A 23,257-nucleotide genomic window follows, 5' to 3' on the forward strand; every position below is an offset into this window, starting at 1 on the left:
GTGCCGGCGCCTCTCCCTCCCGGGCGCTGCGACGGTGCGCTCCCTCCTGCCGCTCGTCGCGGCCCGACGCACGGACGACACACGATGACGCACGACATGGGGTCGACGCGCCGGGTGCGGCGCGCGCTCGGCGTGCTCGTGGTGCTGCTCGTCGTGGCGGCCGTGGCCGCCTCCGTGCTCACCTCCCGGGCCGTGGGCAGCGAGCAGCGCGCGCGTTTCGACCGGCAGACCGAGCGCCTCGACACGGCCCTGACCGAGCGGATGACGGCCTACGTGCAGGTGCTGCGCGGCGGCCTCGGGCTGTTCGTGGCCTCCGACGAGGTGACGCGCGCCGACTGGGCCCGCTACGTCGCGACCCTGCGGCTCGACGAGCGCTACCCGGGCTTCAAGTCGCTGAGCTACGCCCCGGCCGTGCGTCCGCAGGACCTCGACGACTTCGTGGCCGCCGTCCGCGCCACCGCGCCCGCGACCGTCGACGGTCGTCCCTACACGCTGCGGGCGCCGGCCGGCTCGAGCGGCACGCCCGCGCTCCACTCGCCGATCCTCTACGTCGCCCCCGACGTGCCCGTCAACCGCGCGGTCCTCGGGGTCGACATGATGCGGGAGCCGGCTCGTCGCGCGGCCATGGAGCGGGCCGCAGAGACGGGGGACGCGGTCGCGAGCCCGCGCCTGCGGCTCTCGGGCAGCGCCAGCGACGAGGCCGGGTTCATCGTCTACCTGCCCGTGGTCCGCGAGGGCCGGTTGCTGGGCTGGCTGACCGCGGCCTTCCTCGCGGAGGCCTTCACCGAGGGCCTCGAGGTCGCCCGCGCCACCGACGTCGCCTTCGAGATCTCCGACGGCGTCGGCCCGGGCGCGGCGCTGCTGCACTCCACGGCCGGCGTGGAGCCCGACGGGTCCCCGCGCCCCTTGCCGGTGTCGCAGGACGCGGCCTTCACCTCGACCAGCGAGGTCGCCGTGCCCGGTGGCACCTGGCAGGTCCACTACGTCGCCCCCGAGGGCTTCGTGCCGCGCTCGGCCGCGGCCGTGCCCTGGCTGGTGCTGCTGCTGGGCCTGCTGCTGTGCGTCGTCGTGGTCCTCCTGGCGCGCGGTGCGGAGCGGTGGCGACGGGTCGCGGTCGTGCTCGACCGGCAGTCGACCTCGTTGCGGGAGGCGACCGCCGCCGCGCAGGCCGCGACGTTGGCCAAGTCGACCTTCCTGGCCACGATGTCCCACGAGATCCGCACGCCCCTCAACGCGGTGCTCGGCGCCAACAGCGTGCTGCTCGAGACCCCGCTGCAGCCCGACCAGGCGTCGTACGCCGCGACCATCCGCGACAGCGGCCAGCACCTGCTCCACGTGGTCAACGACATCCTCGACCTGTCCAAGGCCGAGGCCGGGCGGGTCGTCCTCGAGCACGAGCCGTTCGACCTCGAGCGCTGCCTGGACACGGTGCTCGACCTGGTCGGCACCGAGGCCGGTCGCAAGGGCCTCGACCTCAGCGTGGAGCGGTCCGCCCCGGGCGCGGTGGTCGGTGACGTCGCCCGGCTGCGCCAGGTGCTGCTCAACCTGGTGGGCAACGCGGTGAAGTTCACCCCCGCCGGCGGACGCGTGGTGCTGCGGGTCCTCCCTGTGCCGCCCGAGGGCGAGGACCTGGTCGCCTTCGAGGTCAGCGACACCGGCACGGGCATCACCCCCGACCAGCTGGCCGGGCTCTTCGAGCCCTACGTGCAGGCCGCGGCGTCGGTCACCCGCACCCACGGCGGCACCGGCCTCGGCCTGACCATCGCCCAGCAGCTCGTCGAGGCGATGGGCGGCACCCTCACCGTCGACAGCACGGTGGGAGAGGGCACGACCTTCCGCTTCACCGTCCGGCTGCCGGCGGCGGTCCCAGAGCCCGAACCCGCGCCCGAGCCCGCCCCCGCGCCGACCGACGGCCCGCGGACCCGCGAGCCGCTGCGCGTGCTCGTCGCCGAGGACGACGACCTCAGCAGGGAGCTCCTCGCGCACATGGTCGAGATCCTCGGGCACCACGCCGACGTGGTCGGCGACGGCGAGGCGGCCGTCGCCGCCGCCGGGGCGACCGACTACGACGTCGTGCTCCTCGACCGCCGGATGCCGGGGCTCGACGGGCCCGAGGCGGCCCGCCGCATCCGTGAGCAGCACCCCGGCCCGCGCCCGCGGATCGTCTCGATCAGCGGCAGCGACGGCGGGTTCGGAGCGGCGGTCGACGACGAGGTCCCCAAGCCGTTCGTCCTGGCCGACGTCGCCGCGGCCCTCGACCGGGTCGACCTCACCCTCGGGGTGAGTGCGGCCGGACCGTCCTCCCTACGATGACGGCGTGCTGAATCCTGACGTGGCGCCCTACGACGCCCTGCTCCTGGTCTCCTTCGGCGGGCCCGAGGGACCCGACGACGTGGTGCCGTTCCTCGAGAACGTCACCCGCGGCCGCGGCATCCCCCGTGAGCGGCTCGAGGAGGTCGGGCAGCACTACCACCTCTTCGGCGGCCGCTCGCCGATCAACGACCAGAACCGTGAGTTCCTCGCCGCCCTGCGCGTCGACCTCGACGAGCACGGCATCGACCTGCCGCTCTACTGGGGCAACCGCAACTGGGACCCCTACCTGCGCGACACCCTGGCCCAGATGGCCGCCGACGGGGTCCAGCGCGTGGCCTGCTTCGTGACCAGCGCCTACTCGTCGTGGTCGAGCTGCCGGCAGTACCGCGAGAACCTCTTCGACGCCGTCGACGCGCTCCCCGACGGAGCCCCGGCGCCCCGCCTCGACAAGCTGCGCCACTACTTCAACCACCCGGGCTTCGTCGCCCCGGTCGTCGACGCGACCATGGAGGCGCTCGCCGAGCTGCCGGACGACGCACACATCGCGTTCGTCACCCACTCGATCCCGACCGCGATGAACGACTCCAGCGGCCCCCCGGACCGCGAGGGCACCTACGTCACCCAGCACCGCGACGTCGCCCAGGTGGTCGTCGACACGATCTTCGAGCGCACCGGACGCCGGCACCACCACGACCTCGTCTTCTGCTCGCGCTCCGGTGCGCCGCACATCCCGTGGCTCGAGCCCGACGTCAACGACCACCTCGAGGAGCTGGCTGCCGCCGGCGTCCCCGGGGTCGCGGTCGTGCCGGTCGGCTTCGTCTCCGACCACATGGAGGTCATCTACGACCTCGACACCGAGGCCGAGGAGACCGCCGAGCGGCTCGGCCTGCCGTTCCGCCGCGCCGCGACCCCCGGCAACGACCCGCGCTTCGTGGCCGTCGTGCGCGACCTGCTGCTCGAGCGGGCCGCCGTCGAGCGCGGCGAGGACGTCGCCCGGGCCGCCGAGGGCACCTTCGGCGCCTGCTGGGACCGCTGCCCGGTCGGCTGCTGCCCCAACCCGCGCGCCGACCGGCCCACGCTCACCGGCATGCCGGAGTGACGGCCCGCACCCCCGCCTCCCGCGAGCTCGTCGAGGAGCTGGCCGACCTCGCCGTCGCCGTGGCCCGCGAGGCCGCGGTGCTCGTGCGCACCCGCGCCCGCGGCACGGTCGTCGTCGCCGACACCAAGACCAGCGCGATCGACGTCGTGACCGAGGCCGACCGGGCCACCGAGGCCCTGGTGCGCGAGCGGATCCTCGCCCGCCGCCCCGACGACGCGATCCTCGGCGAGGAGGGCGACGACGTCGCCGGCACCACCGGGGTGCGCTGGGTCGTCGACCCGATCGACGGCACCGTCAACTTCCTCTACGGCATCCCGCAGTACGCCGTCTCCCTGGCCGCCGAGGTCGACGGCGAGGCCGTCGCCGGCGTCGTGGTCGACGTGGCCAAGGACGTCGTCTACGTCGCCCGCCCCGGCCCCGACGGGGCCACCGTGGCGCTGCGCGACGGCACGCCGATCTCGGTGGGGGAGCCGCGCCCCCTCGGCGAGCGACTGATCGGCACCGGCTTCTCCTACGTCACCGACGTCAAGGTGGTCCAGGCGGCCGCTGTCGGCGCCCTGCTGCCCCGCATCCGCGACGTACGCCGGCTCGGCTCCTGCGCCCTCGACCTGTGCCACGTGGCCGAGGGACTGCTCGACGGCTACGTCGAGGAGGGCGTCAACCTGTGGGACCACGCCGCCGGCGGGTTGGTCGCCCGGGCCGCCGGCGCGCGCACCGAGACCGGCCGTGGCGCCGGCGGCCTGACCCTGCTGCTGTGTGCTCCCTCACACGGGTTCGACGACCTGCGTGCGGCCACCCACGAGGCCGGTTTCTGGGCGGAATAGCCCGCCGTGGCGGGGCGTTCTCAGCCCCGTTCCCGGACCGGTGTTCCCTGGGGTGGACCGATGGTGCATGATCTGCCGCGCCGGGGCCGGGGGACACGGCATCCAAGGACCGTAAACGTGGAGGGGAGTGAGCGACGCGATGGCTACTGACTACGACGCACCGCGCAAGAACGAGGAAGACCAGTCCGAGGAGAGCATCGAGGAGCTCAAGGCGCGACGGCACGACAAGAACTCCGGCAAGGTCGACGAGGACGAGACCGAGGCCGCCGAGGCCTTCGAGCTGCCCGGCGCCGACCTCTCGCACGAGGAGCTCGCGGTCGAGGTCAAGCCGAAGCAGGAGGACGAGTTCACCTGCATGAGCTGCTTCCTCGTGCACCACCGCAGCCAGCTCGCCGACGAGAAGAAGATGATCTGCCGCGACTGTGTGTGATGGTCGCCTCCGACCGGCTCGCGCCTGGCTGGCCGACCTGGCCTGGTAGCGCTGCCGCCGGTCTGGTGGCGGCCGCCCGGGCGCAGGAGCCGGTCTCCGGCTCCGTGCGCCCTGTGGTCACCTCCTGCTGTGGCCCGGGCGCCTGTTTGCTGGTCGGCTTCGCTTCTGCGGTCGGAGCGAACCTATGGCCCGCCACTCCTCGTGGGTGGCGGGTCGACGTACGTCCACGGTGGTTGAGGTGCGAGGAGCCCTGGCGACGAGCCTCGAAACCACCGCAGCCGGTCTGCCCGACCGGACCGACGACGAGGCAGGCGGCCGCCACCCAGACCGGCGGCAGCCCTCAGCGACGACGGGCGGCCAGCCAGGCGCGGGTCAGCCAGAGGCGACCATCCAGCGCAGCTACTGGCCGTCCTTGTGGAGGCCCGGGGGCAGGTGGCCGGTGGAGCGGGCGTAGTAGGAGGCGGCCCGGCGCTGGGCGAGCATGCGGGCCAGGCCGACGAAGGCGCCGCTGAAGACCGCCCAGGCGACGGCCTCGCGCAGCTGCACGTCGGGGTCGGCGGGGTTCTCCGGGGGCTTCTTGCGGGTCGCGGTCCTCCAGGTGGCGTTGAGCCCCTTCTTGGCCACGGCGGCAGCGCCGAGCGCGGAGACGAGCGAGAAGACCGACCAGATCTTGGAGCTGTCGGGAGCGCCTGAGGCGTCTTTCTTGGCCATGCCCAGACCCTATAGCGCCGGGTCCGCGGGGTGAGGACCTAGGGCGTCGAGCCGTGCCCGGTGAGGGCTCGTACGGCGCCGGCGAGGTCGTCGGGGTGGCGGGTGCTGACCAGCCAGTACGGCGCCGGGTCGGCCGGGTCGGTGATCTCGATGCGGACCGCGCGCTTGAGGTAGGGACGCAGCAGCAGGAACGCTCGGGCGTCGGCCTCGACCCCGGCCGCACGGCGGGCCTGCTCGGCGTCGAGGGACTCGGCGGTACCGAGGTGACGAGCCTCGATACGGGCCCGCCCCACGCGCAGCGAGTCGTAGTCGACGACGATCCGGCTCGCGCCGTAGCTGCGCAGCAGCACCGTCAGCAGCGTCAGGGCCAGCGCGGTGACGACCCAGGCGAGGGGGCCCGGGACGGCGACGACGAGGGCCAGCCAGAGCGACGCGACCAGCATCCAGCCCTGGACCCACCAACGCAGCGGCACGGTGAGCTTCTCGTCGTACACCGTGGCCACCAGGCAAGGGTCCCATCCGGCCGGTCGCGAGTCACCACGAGGTCCCCACGCAGGTCCGACTAGGGTCCGGGCGTGCCCGACCTCGAGATCCAGGTGGTCCGACTCGACCCCGACCTCCCGCTGCCCGCCTACGCCCACCCGGGCGACGCGGGCGCCGACCTGCTCACCACCGTCGACGTCACCCTCGCGCCGGGGGAGCGCGCCCTGGTGCCGACCGGGGTGGCGATCGCACTGCCCGACGGCTTCGTGGCCCTGGTGCACCCGCGTTCGGGGCTGGCCGCGCGGCACGGGCTGTCGATCGTCAACACCCCGGGCACCGTCGACGCCGGCTACCGCGGCGAGATCAAGGTGCTCCTGGTCAACCACGACCGGCACGAGCCGATCGAGCTGCGTCGCGGCGACCGCGTCGCCCAGCTCGTGGTGCAGCGCTTCGAGCGCGCGGCGTTCGTCGAGGTCGACCGCCTCCCCGCGAGCGCGCGAGGGTCCGGGGGCTACGGTTCTACCGGTGGGTTCGGTGCTGCCGACCCCCCGCCAGACCCCCACGACAGCCCAGCCCCCTCCGTCCCCGTCCCAGGAGAGTCCTCGTGAAGTTCCGCCGCAAGTCCGCCGACGAGAAGGCGCAGGAGGCCCTCGACGTGGAGACCGCGACGGCGCACGACCAGGAGCCGCAGGAGCCGCTCGTGGGGCCCTTCGACGCCGAGGACCTCCCCGACGACGGGCTCCAGCGCGTCGACCTGGGCTCCCTGCTCATCGCGCCGCCCGACGACCGCGAGCTGCGCATGCAGGTCGACGAGACCACCGGCGAGGTGCAGTCGGTGATGCTGGCCGGTGCCGACGGGGCGCTCGAGCTGCGGGCTTTCGCCGCCCCGCGCCACGGCGACCTGTGGAGCGAGGTCCGGCCCAAGATCGCCGCCGACATGGCCCAGCGCGGCGGCACCGCCACCGAGCGCGAGGGCCGCTTCGGCGCCGAGCTCGTCTGCGCGATCCAGGTCCAGCGCCCCGAGGGCAACGGGGTGCAGAACTCCCGCATCATCGGCATCAACGGCTCGCGCTGGCTCCTGCGCGCGACCTTCCTCGGCACCCCGGCCCGCGACCTCGACGCGTCGGGCGACTGGGAGGACCTGCTCACCCAGGTCGCCGTGCGCCGGGGCGGCAACCCGATGATGGTCGGCGAGCCGCTGCCCCTGGTGCTCCCCGAGAGCGCACGGCGCGTGCAGGGCTGAGGTCCCGTGCCCGAGAAGAGCCGACTGAGGCGCAGCATCAGCAAGTGGGCCAACCCTGACACCGGCTACGCGCGTGACATGCGCGCGACCTACGTCGGCTCGGGCAACGTCTGCATCGCCGATGCCCCCGACCGTGAGCTGGTGACCCTGCGCGGCACGATCCGCACGATCACGGTCCGCCCGCGCGGCGGCGTACCCGCCCTCGAGGCCGAGCTCTACGACGGCTCCGGCGTGCTGACGATCGTCTGGCTGGGCCGGCGCCAGATCGCGGGCATCGACCCGGGCCGCTCGGTGCAGGTGCGGGCGCGCATCGGCGTCCACGACGGCCACCGGATCATCTACAACCCGCGCTACGAGCTGCTGTCGACGTGAGCGACGAGATCGATCGCCGGGCCGACAGTGCCCCGCACGCCGCGTCGGAGCCGACCGCGATGGTCGAGACCGTCGAGGCGATGGTGCGCCAGCAGATGGCCAAGGCGCTGGGCGGGCGGCGCGGCATGCTGGAGGCGGCGATCCCGGGTCTGCTGTTCACCGCCATCTGGCTGCCCACCAAGGACCTGCGCCTGGCCCTGGTCGTCAGCCTGGTCTCCGCCGGGGTCGCGCTCGTGCTCCGGCTGATCCAGCGCAGCACCCTGCAGTACGTCCTCAACGCCGTGTTCTCCATCGGCATCGGCTACGTCTTCGTGCGTCTGGCCGCCCGCGGCGGTGGCTCCGCGGACGACCAGGCCCTGGCGTTCTTCCTGCCCGGGATCATCTACAGCCTGGTCTACACCATCCTGCTGTTCGGCTCGGTCGCCGTGCGCTGGCCCGCGATCGGCTTCATGCTCGGCAGCGTGACCGGTGACCCCACCGCCTGGCACGCCGAGCCCCAGGTCGTCCGGCTGTGCGGGCGCCTCACGCTCCTGCTCGGTGCCCCGGGCGCGATCGGCGTGCTGCTGCAGGGACCGGTGTGGCTGCTCGGCTGGCAGGACGTCATCGGCACCGGCACCGCCGTCGCGATCATCGCCGCACTGCGCTACGGCCTGGGCTGGCCGCTGCGGATCGCGTCGTGGTCGGCGATGGTGTGGCTGCTGGCCCGCAACGCGACACCCCTCGACTCCGCTGAGGGCCGCCCCGCACCGGGCTGACCCGACCGGGCTGACCCGACCGGGCTGACCCGACCGGGCTGACCCGACCGGGCCGACCCGACCGGGCCGAGCGTGCTGCGTCAGCCGCCGTGCAGGCGCGGGGCCAGCATCCGCTCGAGCTCGTCCTCGCCCTCGGCGCCGACGACGAAGAGCAGCTCGTCGCCCGACTCGACCGGCTGCTCGGGGTCGGGCACGTAGACCTGGCCGTCGCGCAGGATCGTGACCAGCGCGCAGTTCTCGGGGAAGGGGATCAGCCCTACCGGCTTGCCGACGTAGGGGGAGTCGCCCGGCAACGTCATCTCGACGAGGTTGGCGTTGCCCTGGCGGAAGGTGAACAGCCGCACCAGGTCGCCGACGGTGACGGCCTCCTCGACCAGCGCCGACATGATGCGTGGGGTCGAGACGTTGACGTCGACGCCCCACGCCTCGGTGAACAGCCACTCGTTGTTGGGGTGGTTGACCCGACCGACGGTGCGAGGGACCCCGAACTCCGTCTTGGCCAGCAGCGAGGTCACCAGGTTGACCTTGTCGTCGCCGGTGGCGGCGATGACGACGTCGCACTTGTCGAGACGCGCCTCCTGCAGCGACGACATCTCGCAGGAGTCGGCCAGCAGCCACTCGGCGTCGGGGACGCGCTCGGGCATCACCGAGCGGGGGTTCTTGTCGATCAGCAGGACCTCGTGGCCGTTGCCGATCAGCTCGCGGGCGATCGAGCGGCCGACGGCGCCGGCGCCGGCGATGGCGACTCTCATGCTCGGGTCCTCATCCGGGTCCTCATCCGTGGTGCTCCTCTGGGCCGTTCTTGATGACCTCGAACACGTGTCCGGCGTCGGACTCGCGCATGACCAGGTGGATCAGGTCGTTCTCCTGGATGACGGTCTGACGGTCGGGCAGCATGCCCTCGCCGAGCCGGTCGATCCAGGCGATCCGTCCACCGGTCTGCAGCTGGAGGTCGACGGTGCGCTGGCCCACCCACACCTCGGGGATCGGGACCTGGTCGACCCGGATGGCGCCGCTGGGATCGCGGAAGTCGGGCTCGGCGCCGGCCGGCAGGATGCGGCGCAGCACCTGGTCGGCGGTCCACTTGACGGTCGCGACGGTCGTGATGCCGAGCCGCTGGTAGACCTCGGCGCGACCGGGGTCGTAGATGCGGGCGACGACCTGCTGGATGCCGAACTGCTCGCGTGCGACACGCGCGGCGATGATGTTGGAGTTGTCACCGCTCGAGACGGCGGCGAACGCGTCGGCCCGCTTGATCCCGGCCTTCTCCAGCACCTGCTGGTCGAACCCGTAGCCGGTCACCTTGTCGCCGTTGAAGGCCGGTCCCAGACGCCGGAAGGCGTCGGGCTCGCTGTCGATGACGGCGACGGTGTGGTTGCGGTCCTCGAGGCTGCGGGCCAGGGTCGAGCCCACCCGGCCACAGCCCATGATCACGACATGCACGACGTCACCCTAGTGCGGGGAGCACCGATCGCGTCGGGCACCGTACTCTTTCGGCTCGTGGGTGTCGGAGATGTCTCTAAGCGGATCCTGCTCGGACGCAAGCTCCGGTCCGCGCAGCTGGGCGAGACCCTGCTGCCCAAGCGCATCGCGCTCCCCATCTTCGCCAGCGACGCCCTGTCGTCGGTCGCCTACGCGCCCGACGAGGTCTTCATCATGCTGTCGCTGGCCGGGGCGTCCTACTACGTGTGGTCGTGGAAGATCGCGATCGCCGTCGCCCTCGTCATGGCGGCCGTGATCGCCTCCTACCGCCAGACCGTCCACGCCTACCCCAGCGGCGGCGGTGACTACGAGGTCGCCACGGTCAACCTCGGTCGCAAGGCCGGCACCACGGTCGCGAGCGCCCTGCTGGTCGACTACGTCTTGACCGTGGCGGTGTCGATCTCGGCCGCCGCGCAGTACGCCGGCGCGGCCATCCCTGTGCTCCACGACCACGAGGCCACCTTCGCCTCGGCGATGGTCATCCTGCTGATGTCGATGAACCTGCGCGGCATCCGTGAGTCCGGCACGTTCTTCGCGGTCCCGACCTACGCCTTCATGGCGGCGGTGATCGGGATGTGTCTCTTCGGGTTCCTGCGACTGGCCGAGGGCACGCTGCCCGACGTCGAGAGTGCCGACCTGACGATCCTGCCCGACCCGAGCTACGAGGGGTCGCTGACGACGGTCGCGCTGCTGTTCCTGCTGGCGCGCGCCTTCTCCTCGGGGTGTGCAGCCCTGACCGGTGTCGAGGCGATCTCCAACGGCGTACCCGCCTTCCAGCGGCCCAAGAGCAAGAACGCCGCGACGACGCTGCTCCTGCTCGGCATGATCGCCATCACGATGATGGTCAGCGTCATCGTCCTGGCCAAGCAGATGGGCTTGAAGTACGTCGACCCGGCCGACCTCGACCGGTTGGTGCAGGCTGACGGCACCCCGGTGCCGTCCGACTACGAGCAGAACGCCGTCATCGCGCAGATCGCCAAGGCGGTGTTCAGCGACTTCCCGCCCGGCTTCTACGCGGTCGTCGTGGTCACCGGCATCATCCTGGTGCTGGCCGCCAACACGGCGTTCAACGGCTTCCCGGTCCTGGGCTCGATCCTGGCCAAGGACGGCCTGGCCCCCCGCGCGCTCGGCTCGCGCGGCGACCGGCTCGCCTACTCCAACGGCATCCTGTTCCTGGCGGTGATGGCGATCATCCTGATCGTCATCTTCAACGCCGAGACCACCCGGCTGATCCAGCTCTACATCGTCGGGGTGTTCGTCTCCTTCAACCTCAGCCAGCTCGGCATGATCCGTCACTGGACGCGCCACCTGGCCACCGAGCGCGACAGCGTCACCCGGCTGCGGATGCAGCGCTCCCGGGTCATCAACACCATCGGGCTGTCGTTCACCGCGGTCGTGCTCGTGGTCGTGCTCATCACCAAGTTCCTGGCCGGCGCCTGGATCACGATCCTCGCGATGGCGTTCTTCTACGCGCTGATGGTCGGCATCCGCGGTCACTACGACAAGGTGGCGCTCGAGCTCGCGGCCGACGAGGGCGACAAGGTCATGCCCACCCGGGTGCACGCCATCGTGCTGGTCTCCAAGGTGCACAAGCCGACCCTGCGGGCCCTGGCCTTCGCCAAGGCCTCGCGCCCCAACGTCCTCGAGGCGGTCTACGTCGCCACCGACCCGCGCGAGACCAACGCGCTGGTCGAGCAGTGGGAGAGCCGCAACCTGGGCGTGCCGCTCAAGCTGCTGCACTCGCCCTACCGCGAGCTGGTCAACCCGATCGTCTCCTACGCCACCGAGATCCGGCGGGCCAACCCGCGCGGCGTCGTGGCGGTCTACATCCCCGAGTACGTCGTCGGGCGCTGGTGGGAGCAGCTGCTGCACAACCAGACCGCGCTGCGGCTCAAGGGCCGCCTGCTCTTCACCCCCGGCGTCATGGTCACCTCCGTGCCCTACCAGCTGCGTTCCTCGCAGATCGCCGTCGAGCGCGAGGAGCGCGAGACGTTCCGCATCAAGGCCGGCGACCTGCGTCGGGGCCAGGTCGACGAGCGCCCCCGCACCCGCGGCCCGCGCACGTGACCCCGTCCTCCGGCGGTACCCGGGGCCGCCGGCCCCGCACCCGCCAGCCCCGCGGCGCCTCCCGCGTCGGAGCGCGCTTCGAGGTCGAGGTCGGCCCGGTCGGCCACGGCGGGTTCTGCGTCGCGCGCCACGAGGGCCGCGCGGTGTTCGTGCGTCACGCCCTGCCGCGGGAGCGGGTCGTCGTGCTCGTCACCGAGGGCACCGAGGGCGACCGCTTCTGGCGGGCCGACGCCGTCGAGGTGCTGCAGGCCTCCCCGCACCGCGTCGAGCCGCCCTGCCCGTACGCCGGCCCCGACGCCTGCGGCGGGTGCGACCTCCAGCACGTGGCCGTGCCCCACCAGCGCGAGCTGAAGGCCGCCGTCGTCGCCGAGCAGCTGCGCCGTCTGGCCGGGCTCGAGGTCGACGTCGTGGTCGAGGAGGTGCCTGGCGACACGCCTCCCGGCAGCGGCCTCGGCTGGCGCACCAGGCAGCGCTACTCGCGGTTGCCCGACGGCGGGCGGGCCATGCGCAAGCACCGCTCCCACGACCTCGTGCCCGTCGACCAGTGCCTGCTCGAGTCGCCCGACCCGTCGCCGCACCACGTGCTCGGCGTCGACTTCGCCGTCGAGGCCGACGGGTTCTGGCAGGTCCACCCCAGGGCGCCGGCGATCCTGGTCGACGCCGTGCTCGCCGTCCTCGACCCGCGGCCCGGCGAGTCCGTGCTCGACCTCTACGCCGGCGTCGGGCTCTTCGCCCGCTTCCTGGGGGACCGGGTCGGTGACGCCGCGCTCGTCACGATGGTCGAGGGCGACCGCACCGCCGCCTCGCACGCGGCCGACAACGTGCCGGGCGCGACCGTCCTGACCGGTGACGTCGCGACCGTCCTGGCGGGCCTCCCTGCCGACCCCGTCGCGCCGGTCGACCTCGTGGTCCTCGACCCGCCCCGCGAGGGCGCCAAGCGCGCGGTCGTCGAGCAGGTCGTCGCCCGGGCCCCGCGCGCGATCGCCTACGTCGCCTGCGACCCCGCGGCCCTGGCCCGCGACGTCGCGATCCTCGCCGAGCACGGCTACGGCCTGGTGAGCCTGCGGGCGTTCGACCTGTTCCCCATGACGTCACACGTTGAGGTCGTGGCGTTGTTGTCGAGAGGCAGTTGAACGCTGTCGAGGGCGGCAGACAGCACCAGCACCAGCAGTAGTGCAACAGCCTCGATCACCGCGATCCAGGAGTACGGCGCGCAGACATCTGGAGCGGGCCGCGCCAGCCCACGTCGGCCCGAAGATCTCGCCCTTTCCGAGGAACTCGCACTGTGCGGACACCGGGGCGCGCAAGCGGGATATCGGGCAGCAGCGCAGTGAGTGAGGCTTGAGCGGCGGTGGCTCCGTTCCGAGGAGCCGGTGAGACAGGAGGACGTCCATGAGCGACTTACAGGTTCCGGCAGCCATCGAACAGGCCCTGACAGAGGCGGACGCATCGCTGGACCGACTCGGTCGTGCACTCGGGCAGCTGGCCGACGGTGACCTCCACCGTGCTCACCGCGACGGGGGCTGGACGGTCGCTCAGGTGATCTCGCACATCAACATGAGCGCGATCCTGTGGCTCGGCGACATCAAGCGCCTCGAGAACGACCCGGACCTCGACTTCGTGTTCCGCGAGGAGGTCGGACACGATCTGCTCGGCTATCCTCCGCCCACGATCGACCTGGCACTCAAGCAGCTGGCCAGCACCCGTCGCACCCTCACCACTGCCGGCCCGGCCGTCTCGGGCGAGGTGCTGGCGCGCACCGTCACCATCCCGGACCTCGGCACCATGACCGTCGAGGAATGGACGCCGCTGATCATCGGGCACGCCTCGGGTCATGCGGAGCAGGCCTTCGAGATCATGCGCGACCGCGAGTTCGCGCCCGAGGGGCTCTGATGAAGGCGGCGGTGCTCGTCGGCCTCGAACAGGTCGAGCTGCAGGAGCGTCCCGAGCCCGAGGCCCGCCCGGGGTGGGTCGTGGTGAAGGTGGAGTCGGCGTCGCTCTGCGGGACGGACGCCCACCAGTACGACGGTCGTATCGATACCCCCTTCCCACGCGTGCCCGGTCACGACTTCGCCGGCCGCGTGGAAAGCATCGGCGACGACGTCGACCCGACCTGGGTGGGCCGTGCGGTCGCCGTCAAGCCGTCGCTGCCGTGCGGTGAGTGCCTGGAGTGCGCCCAGGACAAGCCCTTCGACTGCAAGAAGAAGAAGCTCATCGGCCTGTGGTCCGACGGCTGCCTGACCGAGAAGATCGCCGTGCCGGTGGTGAACCTCATCCCGCGCCCCGACGACGTCGAGGCGTGGCAGGCCTCCTTGCTCGAGCCGATCGCGGTAGGACTCAACACCGTCGACCGACTCCGGATCCTGCTCGGTGAGACCGTCGTCGTGCTGGGTCAGGGCCCGATCGGCTTGGCACTCACCAGGCTGTGCGCGCTCTCGGGTGCCGGTCGGTTGATCGTCACCGACGCCCGCGAGGCGCCGTTCACGGTCTCGCGCTCCTACGGCGCCAGCGACTGCCTCGACGTCACCCAGGTCGACGCGAGGGACCGCGTCCTCGAGCTCACCGAGGGCCTTGGTGCCGACATCGTCATCGAGACCTCCGGCTTCCCGTCGTCGTCGGCGATGGTGCTCGACCTCGTCCGCAAGGAGGGCAAGGTCGCCCACATCGGCTGGGCCAACGACCTACCGCCCCTGCCGGTCATCCCGATCATGGCCAAGACCCTCACCGTCTTCGGTGTCGGCGGCAACGGCGGTCGCGGCCAGTACGAGCGGGCGCTCGAGCTGGTGCGCACCGGACGGCTCGATCTCGGTCCGATGGTCACCCATCGCTTCTCACTCGATGACATCGCCGAGGCGTTCGCGGTGGCCGCCTCGAAGTCCGACGGGGCGATCAAGGTCGTCGTCACCCCGTGATCTCCACCCGCCACGCAGGCGTGCCCCGCAAGGGGCCACGCCAGCGTGGCTGCGCTGACGGTCAGCCCGCTGCGCGCTTGTAGGGGTCCGGAGGGAACCACCCGCGCTCGACGACCCGCTGCGACCACGCCTCGAGTCGCTCCACGACACCGTCGAGGTCGGCGCCGATGGCGTCCACCGCACCCTGCGCCGATCGGTCGGTCGCCGACTCGAGGTCACGCCGTACCTGGGTGCCCGTCTCGGTCAGTCGCCCGTCTGCGACCCAGCCACGCTCCTCGAGGGCACCGGTCGCGGCGCTCATGGCGTCGGGACTCCAGGCCCGTGAGCCCGTGTATGCCAACGGGTCCCACCCGACCCAGAGCTCGGTGAGCTGGTTGGCCTGGACCCCGTCGATGCCGGCAGCGACGAGCACGGCGAGATGGCCGTCGCCCCGGTGCTCGCGCAGGATCGAGCACGCGTGCCAGAGCTGGCCGAGGAGGTCCTCAGGCCAGGGCAGGGCCGTGAGGCCCGCGTGCAGTGCGCGTCCCGTCGGGTCCGCCGCATCGGTTGCGCGGCGCAGCACCGCGACCACCTCCGCGAGGTCGTCGGGCCGGCCCAGGCACTCCTCCAGCGCGGCGATGGTCCCCCGCTCCTTGGCCGCGCGGACGTCCGCGATGTCGCAGACGGCTCGACCGGCAACGAAGAGCCCGGCCACCAGGCCGGGCTCGAAGACCCCGAACGCGGCGGCCACGACGGACGGCTCGGCGTCGCCGAGCACGCACCCCCGTCCGTAGACGTAGCCCTGGAGGAAATCCAGGCCCAGCGCCGCGTAGGCGTCGTAGGCAGGCTCGCTCCAGAAGCAGACGGTCGCGATCGGCTCGATCGCGTCCCGGAGCCGGCGTGCGGGGCTCGACCAGTCGAGCGTGCGAACATCACCATCGCGGCCACCGAAGAAGGCGGCCCGTGCCTCTGCGTAGTCCATGCGCCGGATCGTGCACCTCCGGCAGGTCCGGCACCAGAGCCGTCGCGAGAGTCTGCAGCGAGCGGACAACAGTGTGCAGCGGCCGGATACCCCCGACCCCCGCCGTCGGCGACGCTGCTGGCAACCGGCAGAGGAGGCAGGCGGATGGTTCCGGCGAACGTTCCCGTGACGGTGGACGTGGTGGAGGTGGGGCCGCGCGACGGGCTCCAGAACGAGGCCCGCACGCTCGACGTCGAGACGCGGGTCACGCTGATCGATCGGCTCGCCCGCGGGGGCGCCCGACGGATCGAGGCCGTGAGCTTCGTGCGTCCTGACCGTGTGCCGCAGATGGCGCACGCGGAGCAGGTGCTCGACGCGCTGCCACCGCTCCCGGGGGTCGACCTGATCGGCCTCGTCCTCAACCGACGCGGCGCCGAGCGCGCTGCGCGCACCCGCTGCGCCGAGCTGAACATGGTCGTGCCGGTGACCGACACGTTCGCGGTGCGCAACCAGGGAGCGCCGACCGCTGCCCTCCTCGAGCAGGCCGCCGGCGTGGTCGACGCGGCTCGTGCGTCGGGTCAGCGGGTCTCGGTGACGCTCGCCGTCGCGTTCGGCTGCCCGTTCGAGGGTGCCGTCGCGCCCGAGCAGGTGGCGCCGGTGGTGGACGCGGTCGTGGCGCTGGGCGTCGACGAGCTGGCCTTCGCCGACACCGTCGGCGTAGGCGTGCCGCCCCAGGTCGACGCGCTGGCGTCACTGATGCCCGCAGACGTCGCACCACCACGACTGCGCTTCCACTTCCACAACACCCGCAACACCGGGTACGCGAACGCCTGGGCCGCCACTCGCCTCGACCTGAGCCGTCACGGTGACCGTGTGGCGCTGGACGCCTCGGTCGGCGGCTTCGGCGGCTGCCCCTTCGCGCCGGCAGCGACGGGCAACATCGCGACGGAGGACCTGCTGCACCTGCTGCGGCGAGCCGGAGTCGCCGTGACGGGCGCCGACCCGAACGACCTCGGCGCGCTCGCGGATGCCGCGTCGTGGCTCTCCCAGCGGCTCGGCAGCCCGGTGCAGGCGCTGCTGGGCAGGGCCGGGGACTTCCCACCCCGGGAGCGCCGGTGACCGCCGGGGGGCCGGCCCGCGAACCGTGGCCGCTCGACCCCCTACGGCCCCTGACCGGGCTGCGCGTCGTCGAGCTGGGGAACTACATCGCAGCGCCCACAGCCGGGCGGTTGCTCGCCGACTTCGGCGCCGAGGTGATCAAGGTGGAGCGTCCGCACACAGGCGACGAGCTGCGCACCTGGCGGCTCTACGGCGGCGACACCTCGCTGCTCTACCGCACCATCAACCGCAACAAGCGTTCGGTGGAGGTCGACCTGAGCACCGAGGAGGGACGCGACACGATACTGACGCTGTTGCGAACCACCGACGCGCTGATCGAGAACTTCCGCCCTGGCACCCTGGACCGGTGGGGCCTGACCGCCGAGGTGCTCGCGGGGGCCAATCCCGAGCTGGTCGTCGCCCGGGTCTCGGCCTTCGGTCAGACCGGACCGATGGCCGAGCGTCCTGGGTTCGCGGCCGTGGCCGAGGGCTTCGGCGGTATGCGCGACCTGGTCGGAGACCCCGACCGACCACCGGCACGCGTGGGCGTCTCGATCGGTGATTCGATCGCTGGCCTCTACGCAGCCTTCGGTGTCGTGATGAGCCTGTTGGACCGCGAGCGTCGCCGCCATGTGGCGGCCGCCCCGGTCACGCCCGTGCAGCGCCACGTGGACGTCGCGCTGCACGAGGCGGTCTTCTCGATGATGGAGTCACTCATCCCCGACTACTCCGCCTACCAGGTGCTCCGACGGCGCACCGGCGGTCGGATGGAGGGGATCGCCCCGTCGAACGCCTACGAGTGCGCCGACGACTCGTCGGTCGTGATCGCCGGCAACGGGGACTCGATCTTCGTCCGGCTGATGCGCACCATCGGGCGCGACGACCTCGCCGAGGACGCCGGCCTGGCCGGCAACGCCGGCCGCTGGACGCGTCGTGACGAGCTCGACGAGGCCATCGAGGCCTGGACCCGCACGCGTCCGCGCGACGAGGTGTTGCGTCGGCTCGAGGAGGCGTCGGTGCCGGCCGGGCCGATCTACCGTGCCGCCGACATCGTCGACGACGAGCAGTACCGTGCGCGCAAGATGGTGCAGGAGCTGCCGGTCGAGATCGATGGGCGGGTGCGCGCCGTCGCGTTCCCCGGTGTGGTGCCGCTGCTGGGCGACACCTCACTGCCGGTCGCCCACCTGGGCCCCGACCTGGGCGCTGACAACGACTGGCTGCGAGAGCGCCTGGAGGAGGAGTCCTGACGTGAGCGAGATCCCGCGGGTGCAGGAACCCGACATCGAGGTGCTACGTGCGGTCTCCCGGAGGGTGCTGTGGCTCTCGAGCGCGATCGTCGACGCCGCGAACCGTGGCCGGCCGAACGTGAGCGGTGTCAAGGTGGGTGGCCACCAGGCGTCCTCCGCCTCCATGGTCGACATCATGGTGGCGCTGTGGTTCCACGACCTCACGTCGCTGGACCGGGTCTCGGTCAAGCCGCACGCCTCGCCCGTGCTGCACGCCGTCAATCACCTCCTCGGACACCTCGACGCCCGCTACCTGCCGACGCTGAGGCAGAAGGGTGGGCTGCAGAGCTACCCGTCGCGCCAGAAGGATCCTGATCCGGTCGACTTCTCCACCGGCTCGGTCGGTATCGGTGCGACTGCGACCCTGTGGGCCGCGATCGCCCACCGCTACGTGCGCAGCCAGTTCCCCGACGCCCCGCCCGCGGGGCGGTTCATCAGCCTGCTCGGTGACGCCGAGCTCGACGAGGGAGCCATCTGGGAGGCGGTCGCGGACCCGCAGGTGGCGAGCCTCGGCGAGCTGCTGTGGGTCGTCGACCTCAATCGGCAGTCCCTCGACCGGGTCGTCCCTGACATCCAGATCCAGCGGCTCCAAGCGATGTTCGAGGCCGCCGGTTGGCAGGTCGTCACGCTCAAGTGGGGGCGACTGATCTCTGAGCTCTTCGAGCGCCCCGGCGGGCAGGCCCTGCGGACCCGGCTCGAGGCGATGCCCAACGAGGAGTACCAGCGGATGCTACGGGTGGATCCGGCCGAGGTGGCCGCGCGGATCCTCGGTGCCGACCCGGCGCCGGGTCTTGCCGACCTGCTGACGTCCGTGCCGGCGCGGCAGCTGGCGGCGGCAGTCCGCGACCTCGGCGGCCACGACCTCGGCCTGCTGGTCGACACCTTCGCGGCGGTCGACGACCACCGGCCCACCGTGGTGTTCGCCTACACCGTCAAGGGTCGTGGACTGCCCACCGAGGGCCATCCCAACAACCACTCGGTGCTCCTGACCGAGTCGCAGATGGATGCGCTCGCTGACGCCACGGGAGCTGACCTCGCCTCCCCTTGGGCCCCGCTCCCGCAGGACTCGCCCGCCGCCGTACTCGCCGGGCGCAGACGTCAGGAGCTGGCGCGCCCGCCAGTCGCCCACACCGGCGCGGTCTCGGTGCCGACGTCGCTCGGCCGGCCCTCGCGCAAGGAGATCTCCACGCAGGCGGCCCTCGGGCGTCTGCTGGCCGACCTGGTACGCGACGCCCCGCAGCTGGCGTCACGGGTGGTGACAACCAGCCCCGACGTGGCGTCCTCCACCAACCTGGGTGGCTGGATCAACAAGACCGGGGTGTGGTCGGTGGCCGAGCGACACGATTGGTTCGCCGACGACGAGCAACGGTTGCTGCGCTGGTCGGAGTCCCAGAGCGGGCAGCACATCGAGCTGGGCATCGCCGAGGTCAACCTCGTCGGACTTCTCGGCGAGCTCGGCGCGACGTGGTCGCGCTGGGGCGAGCGGCTGATCCCGATCGCCACGCTGTACGACCCCTTCCTCAGCCGGGCGCTCGAGCCGTGGTCGTTCGGCCTGTATGCCGGCGGACAGTCGATCCTGGTCGGCACGCCGAGCGGCGTCACTCTCGCTCCGGAGGGTGGCGCCCACCAGTCGGTGTCCACGCCGTCGATCGGTCTGGAGCAGCCGGCGTGCATCGCCTGGGAGCCGGCCTTCGCCCAGGACCTCGAGTGGACCTTCCTGCACGCGATGCGACAGGTCGGGGTGCCGGACGGCACGTCCGCCTACTTCCGGCTCTCCACTCGACCGGTCGACCCGGGCCTGGCGCGCGTTCCCCACGACGACGTGCTTCGTGAGCGGCGCCGGCGCCAGGTGATCGGCGGTGGCTACCGCATCACCGACCACCCGCCGGTGGACGAGCAGGTCACCCTGGTGGGGACCGGCGCGGTGATGACCGAGGTGCTCGGCGCGGCACGGACCCTGGAGGAGCGAGGCGTCGTGGCGGGCGTCGTGTGCCTCACCAGTGCGGACCTGGTGTTCCGGTCGTTCCAGCAGCGCGGGAGCCGTGCTGCCGGAGAGGGCTCCGGGATCCTCGACCTGCTGCTGCCGCCGTCGCACCGCAGCCCGCTCGTCACGGTCCTCGATGGGCACCCGCACACCCTGGCCTTCCTCGCGGGCGCGCGCGGCGACCGTATCCGTTGCCTCGGCGTCAGCGAGTTCGGCCAGTCCAGCGACCTGGCGGACGCCTACGCGATCCACGGGATCGACGCCGCCTCGATCGTGGAGGCGGCTCTCGACCTGCTGGGACTGTGAGTTCCGGCTCCCGCTCGGGTCGTAGGGTGACCCACGTCACTGTCGAGCGTGGGAGGTGGGCATGAGGGAGTACCTGGCGGGTGACGCGGTGATGTCGACACGCAGCCTCGAGGAGGCTCGTGACGCCGTCACCCGGGTCTACCTGCCGCACGACCTCATCGGTCCGCAGGACGCGATGGACATGCGGCTCAACGCCACGAGCGACCGTTACCTCACCCTGGGGTACCTCACCTACCAGGCCGAGACCGAGCTGCGGATGCCGGCGGCGGAGCAGTGGTACCACATCAACCTGCAGCTCACCGGGAGCACATGGGCCTCGCGCAGCAGCGGCGAGCGCGAGCACACGCCCGCCCAGCACCGCGGCCTGATCCTCAACCCCGAGCAGGCCAACACCGTGCGCTGGTCGGCCGATGCCGAGCAGCTCATCCTCAAGGTGTCGCGCAGCAGCCTCGAGTCGCACCTGTCCGACCTCATCGGGCGTCCGGTCACCGAGATCGTCAACTTCGACTTCGGCCTCGACCTGTCCACGTCGTCCGGACAGTCCCTGCTGCGCTCGGTGGAGTTCCTGGCGACCGAGCTGGAGAAGCCCGGGGGAGTGCGCGACATGCCGCTCGCCCGATCTCAGCTGGAGGCCTACGTCCTCACCAACCTCCTGCACGCCGGGCGCCATCAGTACTCCGACGCGCTGTGCGGGCACGAGGACACCGCTCGGCTGGGCCGGCTCGCGCCGGTCGTGCGCTACATCGACGAGCACGCCGACACCGAGCTGACGCCCGAGCTCCTCGCCCGCGTGGGCTGTGTCAGCGTGCGCACCCTCCACGCCGCCTTCCAGGATCAGCTGGGCGAGTCGCCGATGGCCTACGTCCGCCGGATCCGGCTCGGCAAGGTGCGGGCCGACCTCCTGCGGGCCGACCCCCAGCGCACCCGAGTCACCGACGTGGCCCTTCGGTGGGGCTTCTTCCACCAGTCGCGCTTCGCGCAGCAGTACCGGGAGCAGTTCAGCGAGCTGCCCAGCGCCACGCTGCAGAGCTGAGCGGGACGCACGCCACGCTGCGCCCAGCGGACCTCAGCGAGCAGGAAGCGGATAGTCGGCGCAGGGACGCGCTCGTACCGTCGAGACAGACCACTCGAGCGAGGAGCAGCCCGTGTCCGACATTGCCACCGAGAGCCCCACCCGTGACACCGACGGACTCGAGACCTTCGGCCTCTTCATCGACGGCGAGCAGGTGCCCGCAGCATCCGGGAAGACCTTCGAGTCGAACAACCCCTACACCGGTCGGTCGTGGGCGGTGCTCGCCGACGGCTCCCACGAGGACGTCGACCGGGCCGTCGCCTCGAGTCGAGCGGCCTTCGAGGGCACCTGGCGCCCGATGTCAGGGTTCCAGCGCGCAGCCATCCTGCGCAGGGTCGCAGAGGCCATCACCGACAATGCCGAGCGGCTGGCCCTGCTCGAGGTACGCGACTCCGGCAAGCTCATGCGGGAGATGCGCGGCCAGCTCTTGGGCCTGGGCACGTGGTACTCCTACTTCTCCGGGCTCGCCGACAAGCTGGAGGGTCGCACGGTGCCGGCCCTCGACCCGTCGGCGTACTTCGGCTACACCCTGCGGGAGCCGGCGGGCGTCGTCGGTGCGATCACGCCGTGGAACAGTCCGCTGCTGCTCCTGACGTTCAAGCTCGCCCCACTCCTCGCGGCTGGCTGTACGTGCGTCGTGAAGCCTTCGGAGCACGCACCCGCCTCCACGGTGGCCTTCGCCGAGGTCCTCCACGAGGCGGGGCTGCCGCCCGGGGTCCTCAACGTCGTCACCGGCTGGGACCGCTCGACGGGCGAGGCCCTCGCCGCCCACCGGGGGCTCGACAAGGTCGCCTTCACCGGCAGCACCGCCACCGGCGCGAAGGTTGCGCAGGCGGCTGTCGCGAACATCAACAAGGTGACCCTGGAGCTCGGTGGCAAGTCGCCCCAGGTGGTCTTCCCCGACGCCGACCTCGATGCGGCCGCGAACGGTCTCGTCGCCGGCGTCTTCGCGGCCACGGGCCAGACCTGCATGGCCGGCTCACGGCTGATCGTCCACGAGGACGTGCGCGACGAGCTCGTGGCCCGCGTCGTGGCCCGGGCCGAGGCCATCGTCCAGGGCGACCCCACCGAGGCCGCCACCGAGATGGGACCGGTGGCCAACCGAGCCCAGTACGAGAAGGTGCTCGGCTACCTGCAGGGTGCGCGTGACGAGGGGTGGACCATCGCGACCGGTGGCGTCCCCAACGACGACCTGGGCGGGCTGTTCGTGCGTCCGACGGTCGTCCTCGCCGGGCCCGACGCCACCATCGCCCGCGAGGAGGTCTTCGGTCCGGTGCTGACCGCCTACACCTTCCGCGACGAGGACGAGGCGGTACGGCTGGCCAACGACACCCTGTACGGCCTGGCAGGGGCGGTGTGGACCAAGGACGTGCACCGTGCCCACCGCATGGCGTCTGCCATCCGCGCCGGGACGGTGTGGATCAACGCCTACCGGGTTGTCGCCCCCAACATGCCCTTCGGTGGATTCGGGCTCTCCGGCATCGGTCGCGAGAACGGTTCGGCCGCCGTCGACGAGTACCTGGAGAACAAGTCGGTCTTCGTCGAGCTCACAGGTGGCACCCGGGACCCGTTCAAGCTCGGGTAGCTCGATGTCGGCAACGACGACAAGGCGTCGGGATCGAGTCCGGGGACGCCGTCGATGATTCTCTCGACGGGGTCGTTCGGATCGCGACCGTCGCTGTGGCCGGTCCGTCGGTGGCGAACACGCTGAGGACAGCTGCACGACGCCCGACGACTCGAGCCGGAGGACGTACATCACTCGACGTCGACCAGGGATGGCGCCACCGGCCCTCACTGGCTCTCCGCAGGGTGGGCACCGTCGTGCGCGCTTGCGGACCCGCCGCATCGCGGTCCGGGTAGTGTCGGCTCGCGTTCGATGG

The 23,257-nt window shown here is 72.0% G+C and carries 22 protein-coding genes; 17 read left to right on the forward strand and 5 right to left on the reverse strand.

From position 1 onward, the window contains the following. The first annotated feature begins 84 nt into the window (after nt 1-84). The 4 genes from FZC61_RS04285 (at nt 85) to FZC61_RS04300 (ending at nt 4,666) form a co-directional block, all read left to right on the forward strand. Entirely contained in the window at nt 85-2,313 is a 2,229-nt protein-coding gene (locus FZC61_RS04285) for a CHASE domain-containing protein (RefSeq protein WP_148612887.1), read from the forward strand. A 4-nt stretch (nt 2,314-2,317) separates the two neighbouring features. Further along, nucleotides 2,318-3,412, forward strand: coding sequence for a ferrochelatase (locus tag FZC61_RS04290; protein WP_425465807.1), 1,095 nt, complete (start codon nt 2,318-2,320; stop codon nt 3,410-3,412). Continuing rightward, the gene (locus tag FZC61_RS04295) at nt 3,409-4,236 is read left to right on the forward strand and encodes an inositol monophosphatase family protein (protein ID WP_148612889.1); all 828 of its coding nucleotides are present in this window, start codon (nt 3,409-3,411) and stop codon (nt 4,234-4,236) included. The genes FZC61_RS04290 and FZC61_RS04295 overlap by 4 nt, the downstream gene beginning before the upstream one ends. Nucleotides 4,237-4,375: 139 nt before the next feature. Beyond that, entirely contained in the window at nt 4,376-4,666 is a 291-nt protein-coding gene (locus FZC61_RS04300) for a DUF4193 domain-containing protein (RefSeq protein ID WP_148612891.1), read from the forward strand. Nucleotides 4,667-5,065: 399 nt separating this feature from the next. Here FZC61_RS04300 and FZC61_RS04305 read toward each other — a convergent pair whose 3' ends face one another. Together FZC61_RS04305 and FZC61_RS04310 are read right to left on the reverse strand one after the other, a co-directional pair. Next, on the reverse strand, nt 5,066-5,377 hold the full coding sequence (locus FZC61_RS04305) for a DUF4235 domain-containing protein (RefSeq protein ID WP_148612894.1): 312 nt from the start codon (nt 5,375-5,377) through the stop codon (nt 5,066-5,068). Nucleotides 5,378-5,415: 38 nt separating this feature from the next. After that, nucleotides 5,416-5,880 carry a DUF3093 domain-containing protein gene (locus tag FZC61_RS04310; protein WP_246142516.1) on the reverse strand — a complete coding sequence of 155 codons (465 nt, stop codon included), beginning with the start codon at nt 5,878-5,880 and terminating at the stop codon, nt 5,416-5,418. A gap of 72 nt (nt 5,881-5,952) precedes the next feature. Between FZC61_RS04310 and dut the strand changes: the two genes are divergently transcribed. From dut to FZC61_RS04330, 4 genes are read left to right on the forward strand one after another with little or no spacing between them, the layout of a single operon-like run. Further along, nucleotides 5,953-6,468, forward strand: coding sequence for a dUTP diphosphatase (dut, locus tag FZC61_RS04315; RefSeq protein ID WP_148612896.1), 516 nt, complete (start codon nt 5,953-5,955; stop codon nt 6,466-6,468). Then, nucleotides 6,465-7,103, forward strand: a complete 639-nt coding sequence (locus tag FZC61_RS04320) for a DUF3710 domain-containing protein (protein WP_246142517.1) — start codon at nt 6,465-6,467, stop codon at nt 7,101-7,103. The genes dut and FZC61_RS04320 overlap by 4 nt, the downstream gene beginning before the upstream one ends. A 6-nt stretch (nt 7,104-7,109) precedes the next feature. Further along, nucleotides 7,110-7,475, forward strand: a complete 366-nt coding sequence (locus FZC61_RS04325) for an OB-fold nucleic acid binding domain-containing protein (protein WP_148612898.1) — start codon at nt 7,110-7,112, stop codon at nt 7,473-7,475. Then, entirely contained in the window at nt 7,472-8,230 is a 759-nt protein-coding gene (locus tag FZC61_RS04330) for a DUF3159 domain-containing protein (RefSeq protein WP_246142518.1), read from the forward strand. Before FZC61_RS04325 ends, FZC61_RS04330 begins: the two co-directional genes overlap by 4 nt. A gap of 80 nt (nt 8,231-8,310) precedes the next feature. Here the strand turns inward: FZC61_RS04330 and FZC61_RS04335 are convergent, their stop codons facing one another. Together FZC61_RS04335 and FZC61_RS04340 are read right to left on the reverse strand one after the other, a co-directional pair. Next, nucleotides 8,311-8,982: a potassium channel family protein gene (locus tag FZC61_RS04335; protein WP_148612901.1), complete on the reverse strand. Its 672-nt coding sequence runs from the start codon at nt 8,980-8,982 to the stop codon at nt 8,311-8,313. Between the two features lie 22 nt (nt 8,983-9,004). Then, nucleotides 9,005-9,673, reverse strand: a complete 669-nt coding sequence (locus FZC61_RS04340) for a potassium channel family protein (RefSeq protein ID WP_148612903.1) — start codon at nt 9,671-9,673, stop codon at nt 9,005-9,007. A 57-nt stretch (nt 9,674-9,730) separates the two neighbouring features. Between FZC61_RS04340 and FZC61_RS04345 the strand changes: the two genes are divergently transcribed. From FZC61_RS04345 to FZC61_RS04360, 4 genes are all read left to right on the forward strand, one after another. Next, nucleotides 9,731-11,779 (forward strand): APC family permease, encoded by a 2,049-nt coding sequence (locus tag FZC61_RS04345; protein ID WP_246142519.1) that lies wholly within the window; start codon nt 9,731-9,733, stop codon nt 11,777-11,779. Further along, entirely contained in the window at nt 11,776-12,912 is a 1,137-nt protein-coding gene (locus tag FZC61_RS04350) for a class I SAM-dependent RNA methyltransferase (RefSeq protein WP_148612907.1), read from the forward strand. The genes FZC61_RS04345 and FZC61_RS04350 overlap by 4 nt, the downstream gene beginning before the upstream one ends. 259 nt (nt 12,913-13,171) lie before the next feature. Next, nucleotides 13,172-13,672 (forward strand): DinB family protein, encoded by a 501-nt coding sequence (locus FZC61_RS04355; RefSeq protein ID WP_148612909.1) that lies wholly within the window; start codon nt 13,172-13,174, stop codon nt 13,670-13,672. Beyond that, nucleotides 13,672-14,691, forward strand: a complete 1,020-nt coding sequence (locus FZC61_RS04360) for a zinc-dependent alcohol dehydrogenase (protein ID WP_170285977.1) — start codon at nt 13,672-13,674, stop codon at nt 14,689-14,691. The genes FZC61_RS04355 and FZC61_RS04360 overlap by 1 nt, the downstream gene beginning before the upstream one ends. Nucleotides 14,692-14,752: 61 nt before the next feature. On the opposite strand, the gene FZC61_RS04365 is transcribed toward FZC61_RS04360, so the two are convergent. Then, nucleotides 14,753-15,652 (reverse strand): SCO6745 family protein, encoded by a 900-nt coding sequence (locus FZC61_RS04365; protein ID WP_148612913.1) that lies wholly within the window; start codon nt 15,650-15,652, stop codon nt 14,753-14,755. 165 nt (nt 15,653-15,817) lie between these two features. Between FZC61_RS04365 and FZC61_RS04370 the strand changes: the two genes are divergently transcribed. The 5 genes from FZC61_RS04370 to FZC61_RS04390 all read left to right on the forward strand — a co-directional run bounded on the left by FZC61_RS04370 (nt 15,818) and on the right by FZC61_RS04390 (nt 22,962). After that, nucleotides 15,818-16,750: a hydroxymethylglutaryl-CoA lyase gene (locus FZC61_RS04370; protein WP_211357085.1), complete on the forward strand. Its 933-nt coding sequence runs from the start codon at nt 15,818-15,820 to the stop codon at nt 16,748-16,750. After that, complete coding sequence (locus tag FZC61_RS23605; protein ID WP_148612917.1) at nt 16,747-17,976, forward strand: CaiB/BaiF CoA transferase family protein; 1,230 nt, start codon at nt 16,747-16,749, stop codon at nt 17,974-17,976. The genes FZC61_RS04370 and FZC61_RS23605 overlap by 4 nt, the downstream gene beginning before the upstream one ends. A 1-nt stretch (nt 17,977) precedes the next feature. After that, complete coding sequence (locus FZC61_RS04380) at nt 17,978-20,305, forward strand: transketolase-like TK C-terminal-containing protein (protein WP_170285960.1); 2,328 nt, start codon at nt 17,978-17,980, stop codon at nt 20,303-20,305. Between the two features lie 61 nt (nt 20,306-20,366). Next, a complete protein-coding gene (locus tag FZC61_RS04385; protein WP_148612921.1) occupies nt 20,367-21,338 on the forward strand; it encodes an AraC family transcriptional regulator in 972 nt (323 codons plus the stop codon). A gap of 112 nt (nt 21,339-21,450) precedes the next feature. Then, complete coding sequence (locus FZC61_RS04390; RefSeq protein WP_246142520.1) at nt 21,451-22,962, forward strand: aldehyde dehydrogenase; 1,512 nt, start codon at nt 21,451-21,453, stop codon at nt 22,960-22,962. Nucleotides 22,963-23,257 lie beyond the last annotated feature (295 nt).

The organism is Nocardioides rubriscoriae, from assembly GCF_008087085.1.
Lineage (GTDB): Bacteria > Actinomycetota > Actinomycetes > Propionibacteriales > Nocardioidaceae > Nocardioides > Nocardioides rubriscoriae.

Coding starts and splice junctions, on each gene's coding strand:
- FZC61_RS04285 (WP_148612887.1), top strand. CDS start 85: ATGACGCACGACATGGGGTCGACGCGCCGGGTGCGGCGCGCGCTCGGC.
- FZC61_RS04300 (WP_148612891.1), top strand. CDS start 4,376: ATGGCTACTGACTACGACGCACCGCGCAAGAACGAGGAAGACCAGTCC.
- FZC61_RS04305 (WP_148612894.1), bottom strand. CDS start 5,377: ATGGCCAAGAAAGACGCCTCAGGCGCTCCCGACAGCTCCAAGATCTGG.
- FZC61_RS04335 (WP_148612901.1), bottom strand. CDS start 8,982: ATGAGAGTCGCCATCGCCGGCGCCGGCGCCGTCGGCCGCTCGATCGCC.
- FZC61_RS04355 (WP_148612909.1), top strand. CDS start 13,172: ATGAGCGACTTACAGGTTCCGGCAGCCATCGAACAGGCCCTGACAGAG.
- FZC61_RS04360 (WP_170285977.1), top strand. CDS start 13,672: ATGAAGGCGGCGGTGCTCGTCGGCCTCGAACAGGTCGAGCTGCAGGAG.
- FZC61_RS04365 (WP_148612913.1), bottom strand. CDS start 15,652: ATGGACTACGCAGAGGCACGGGCCGCCTTCTTCGGTGGCCGCGATGGT.
- FZC61_RS04385 (WP_148612921.1), top strand. CDS start 20,367: ATGAGGGAGTACCTGGCGGGTGACGCGGTGATGTCGACACGCAGCCTC.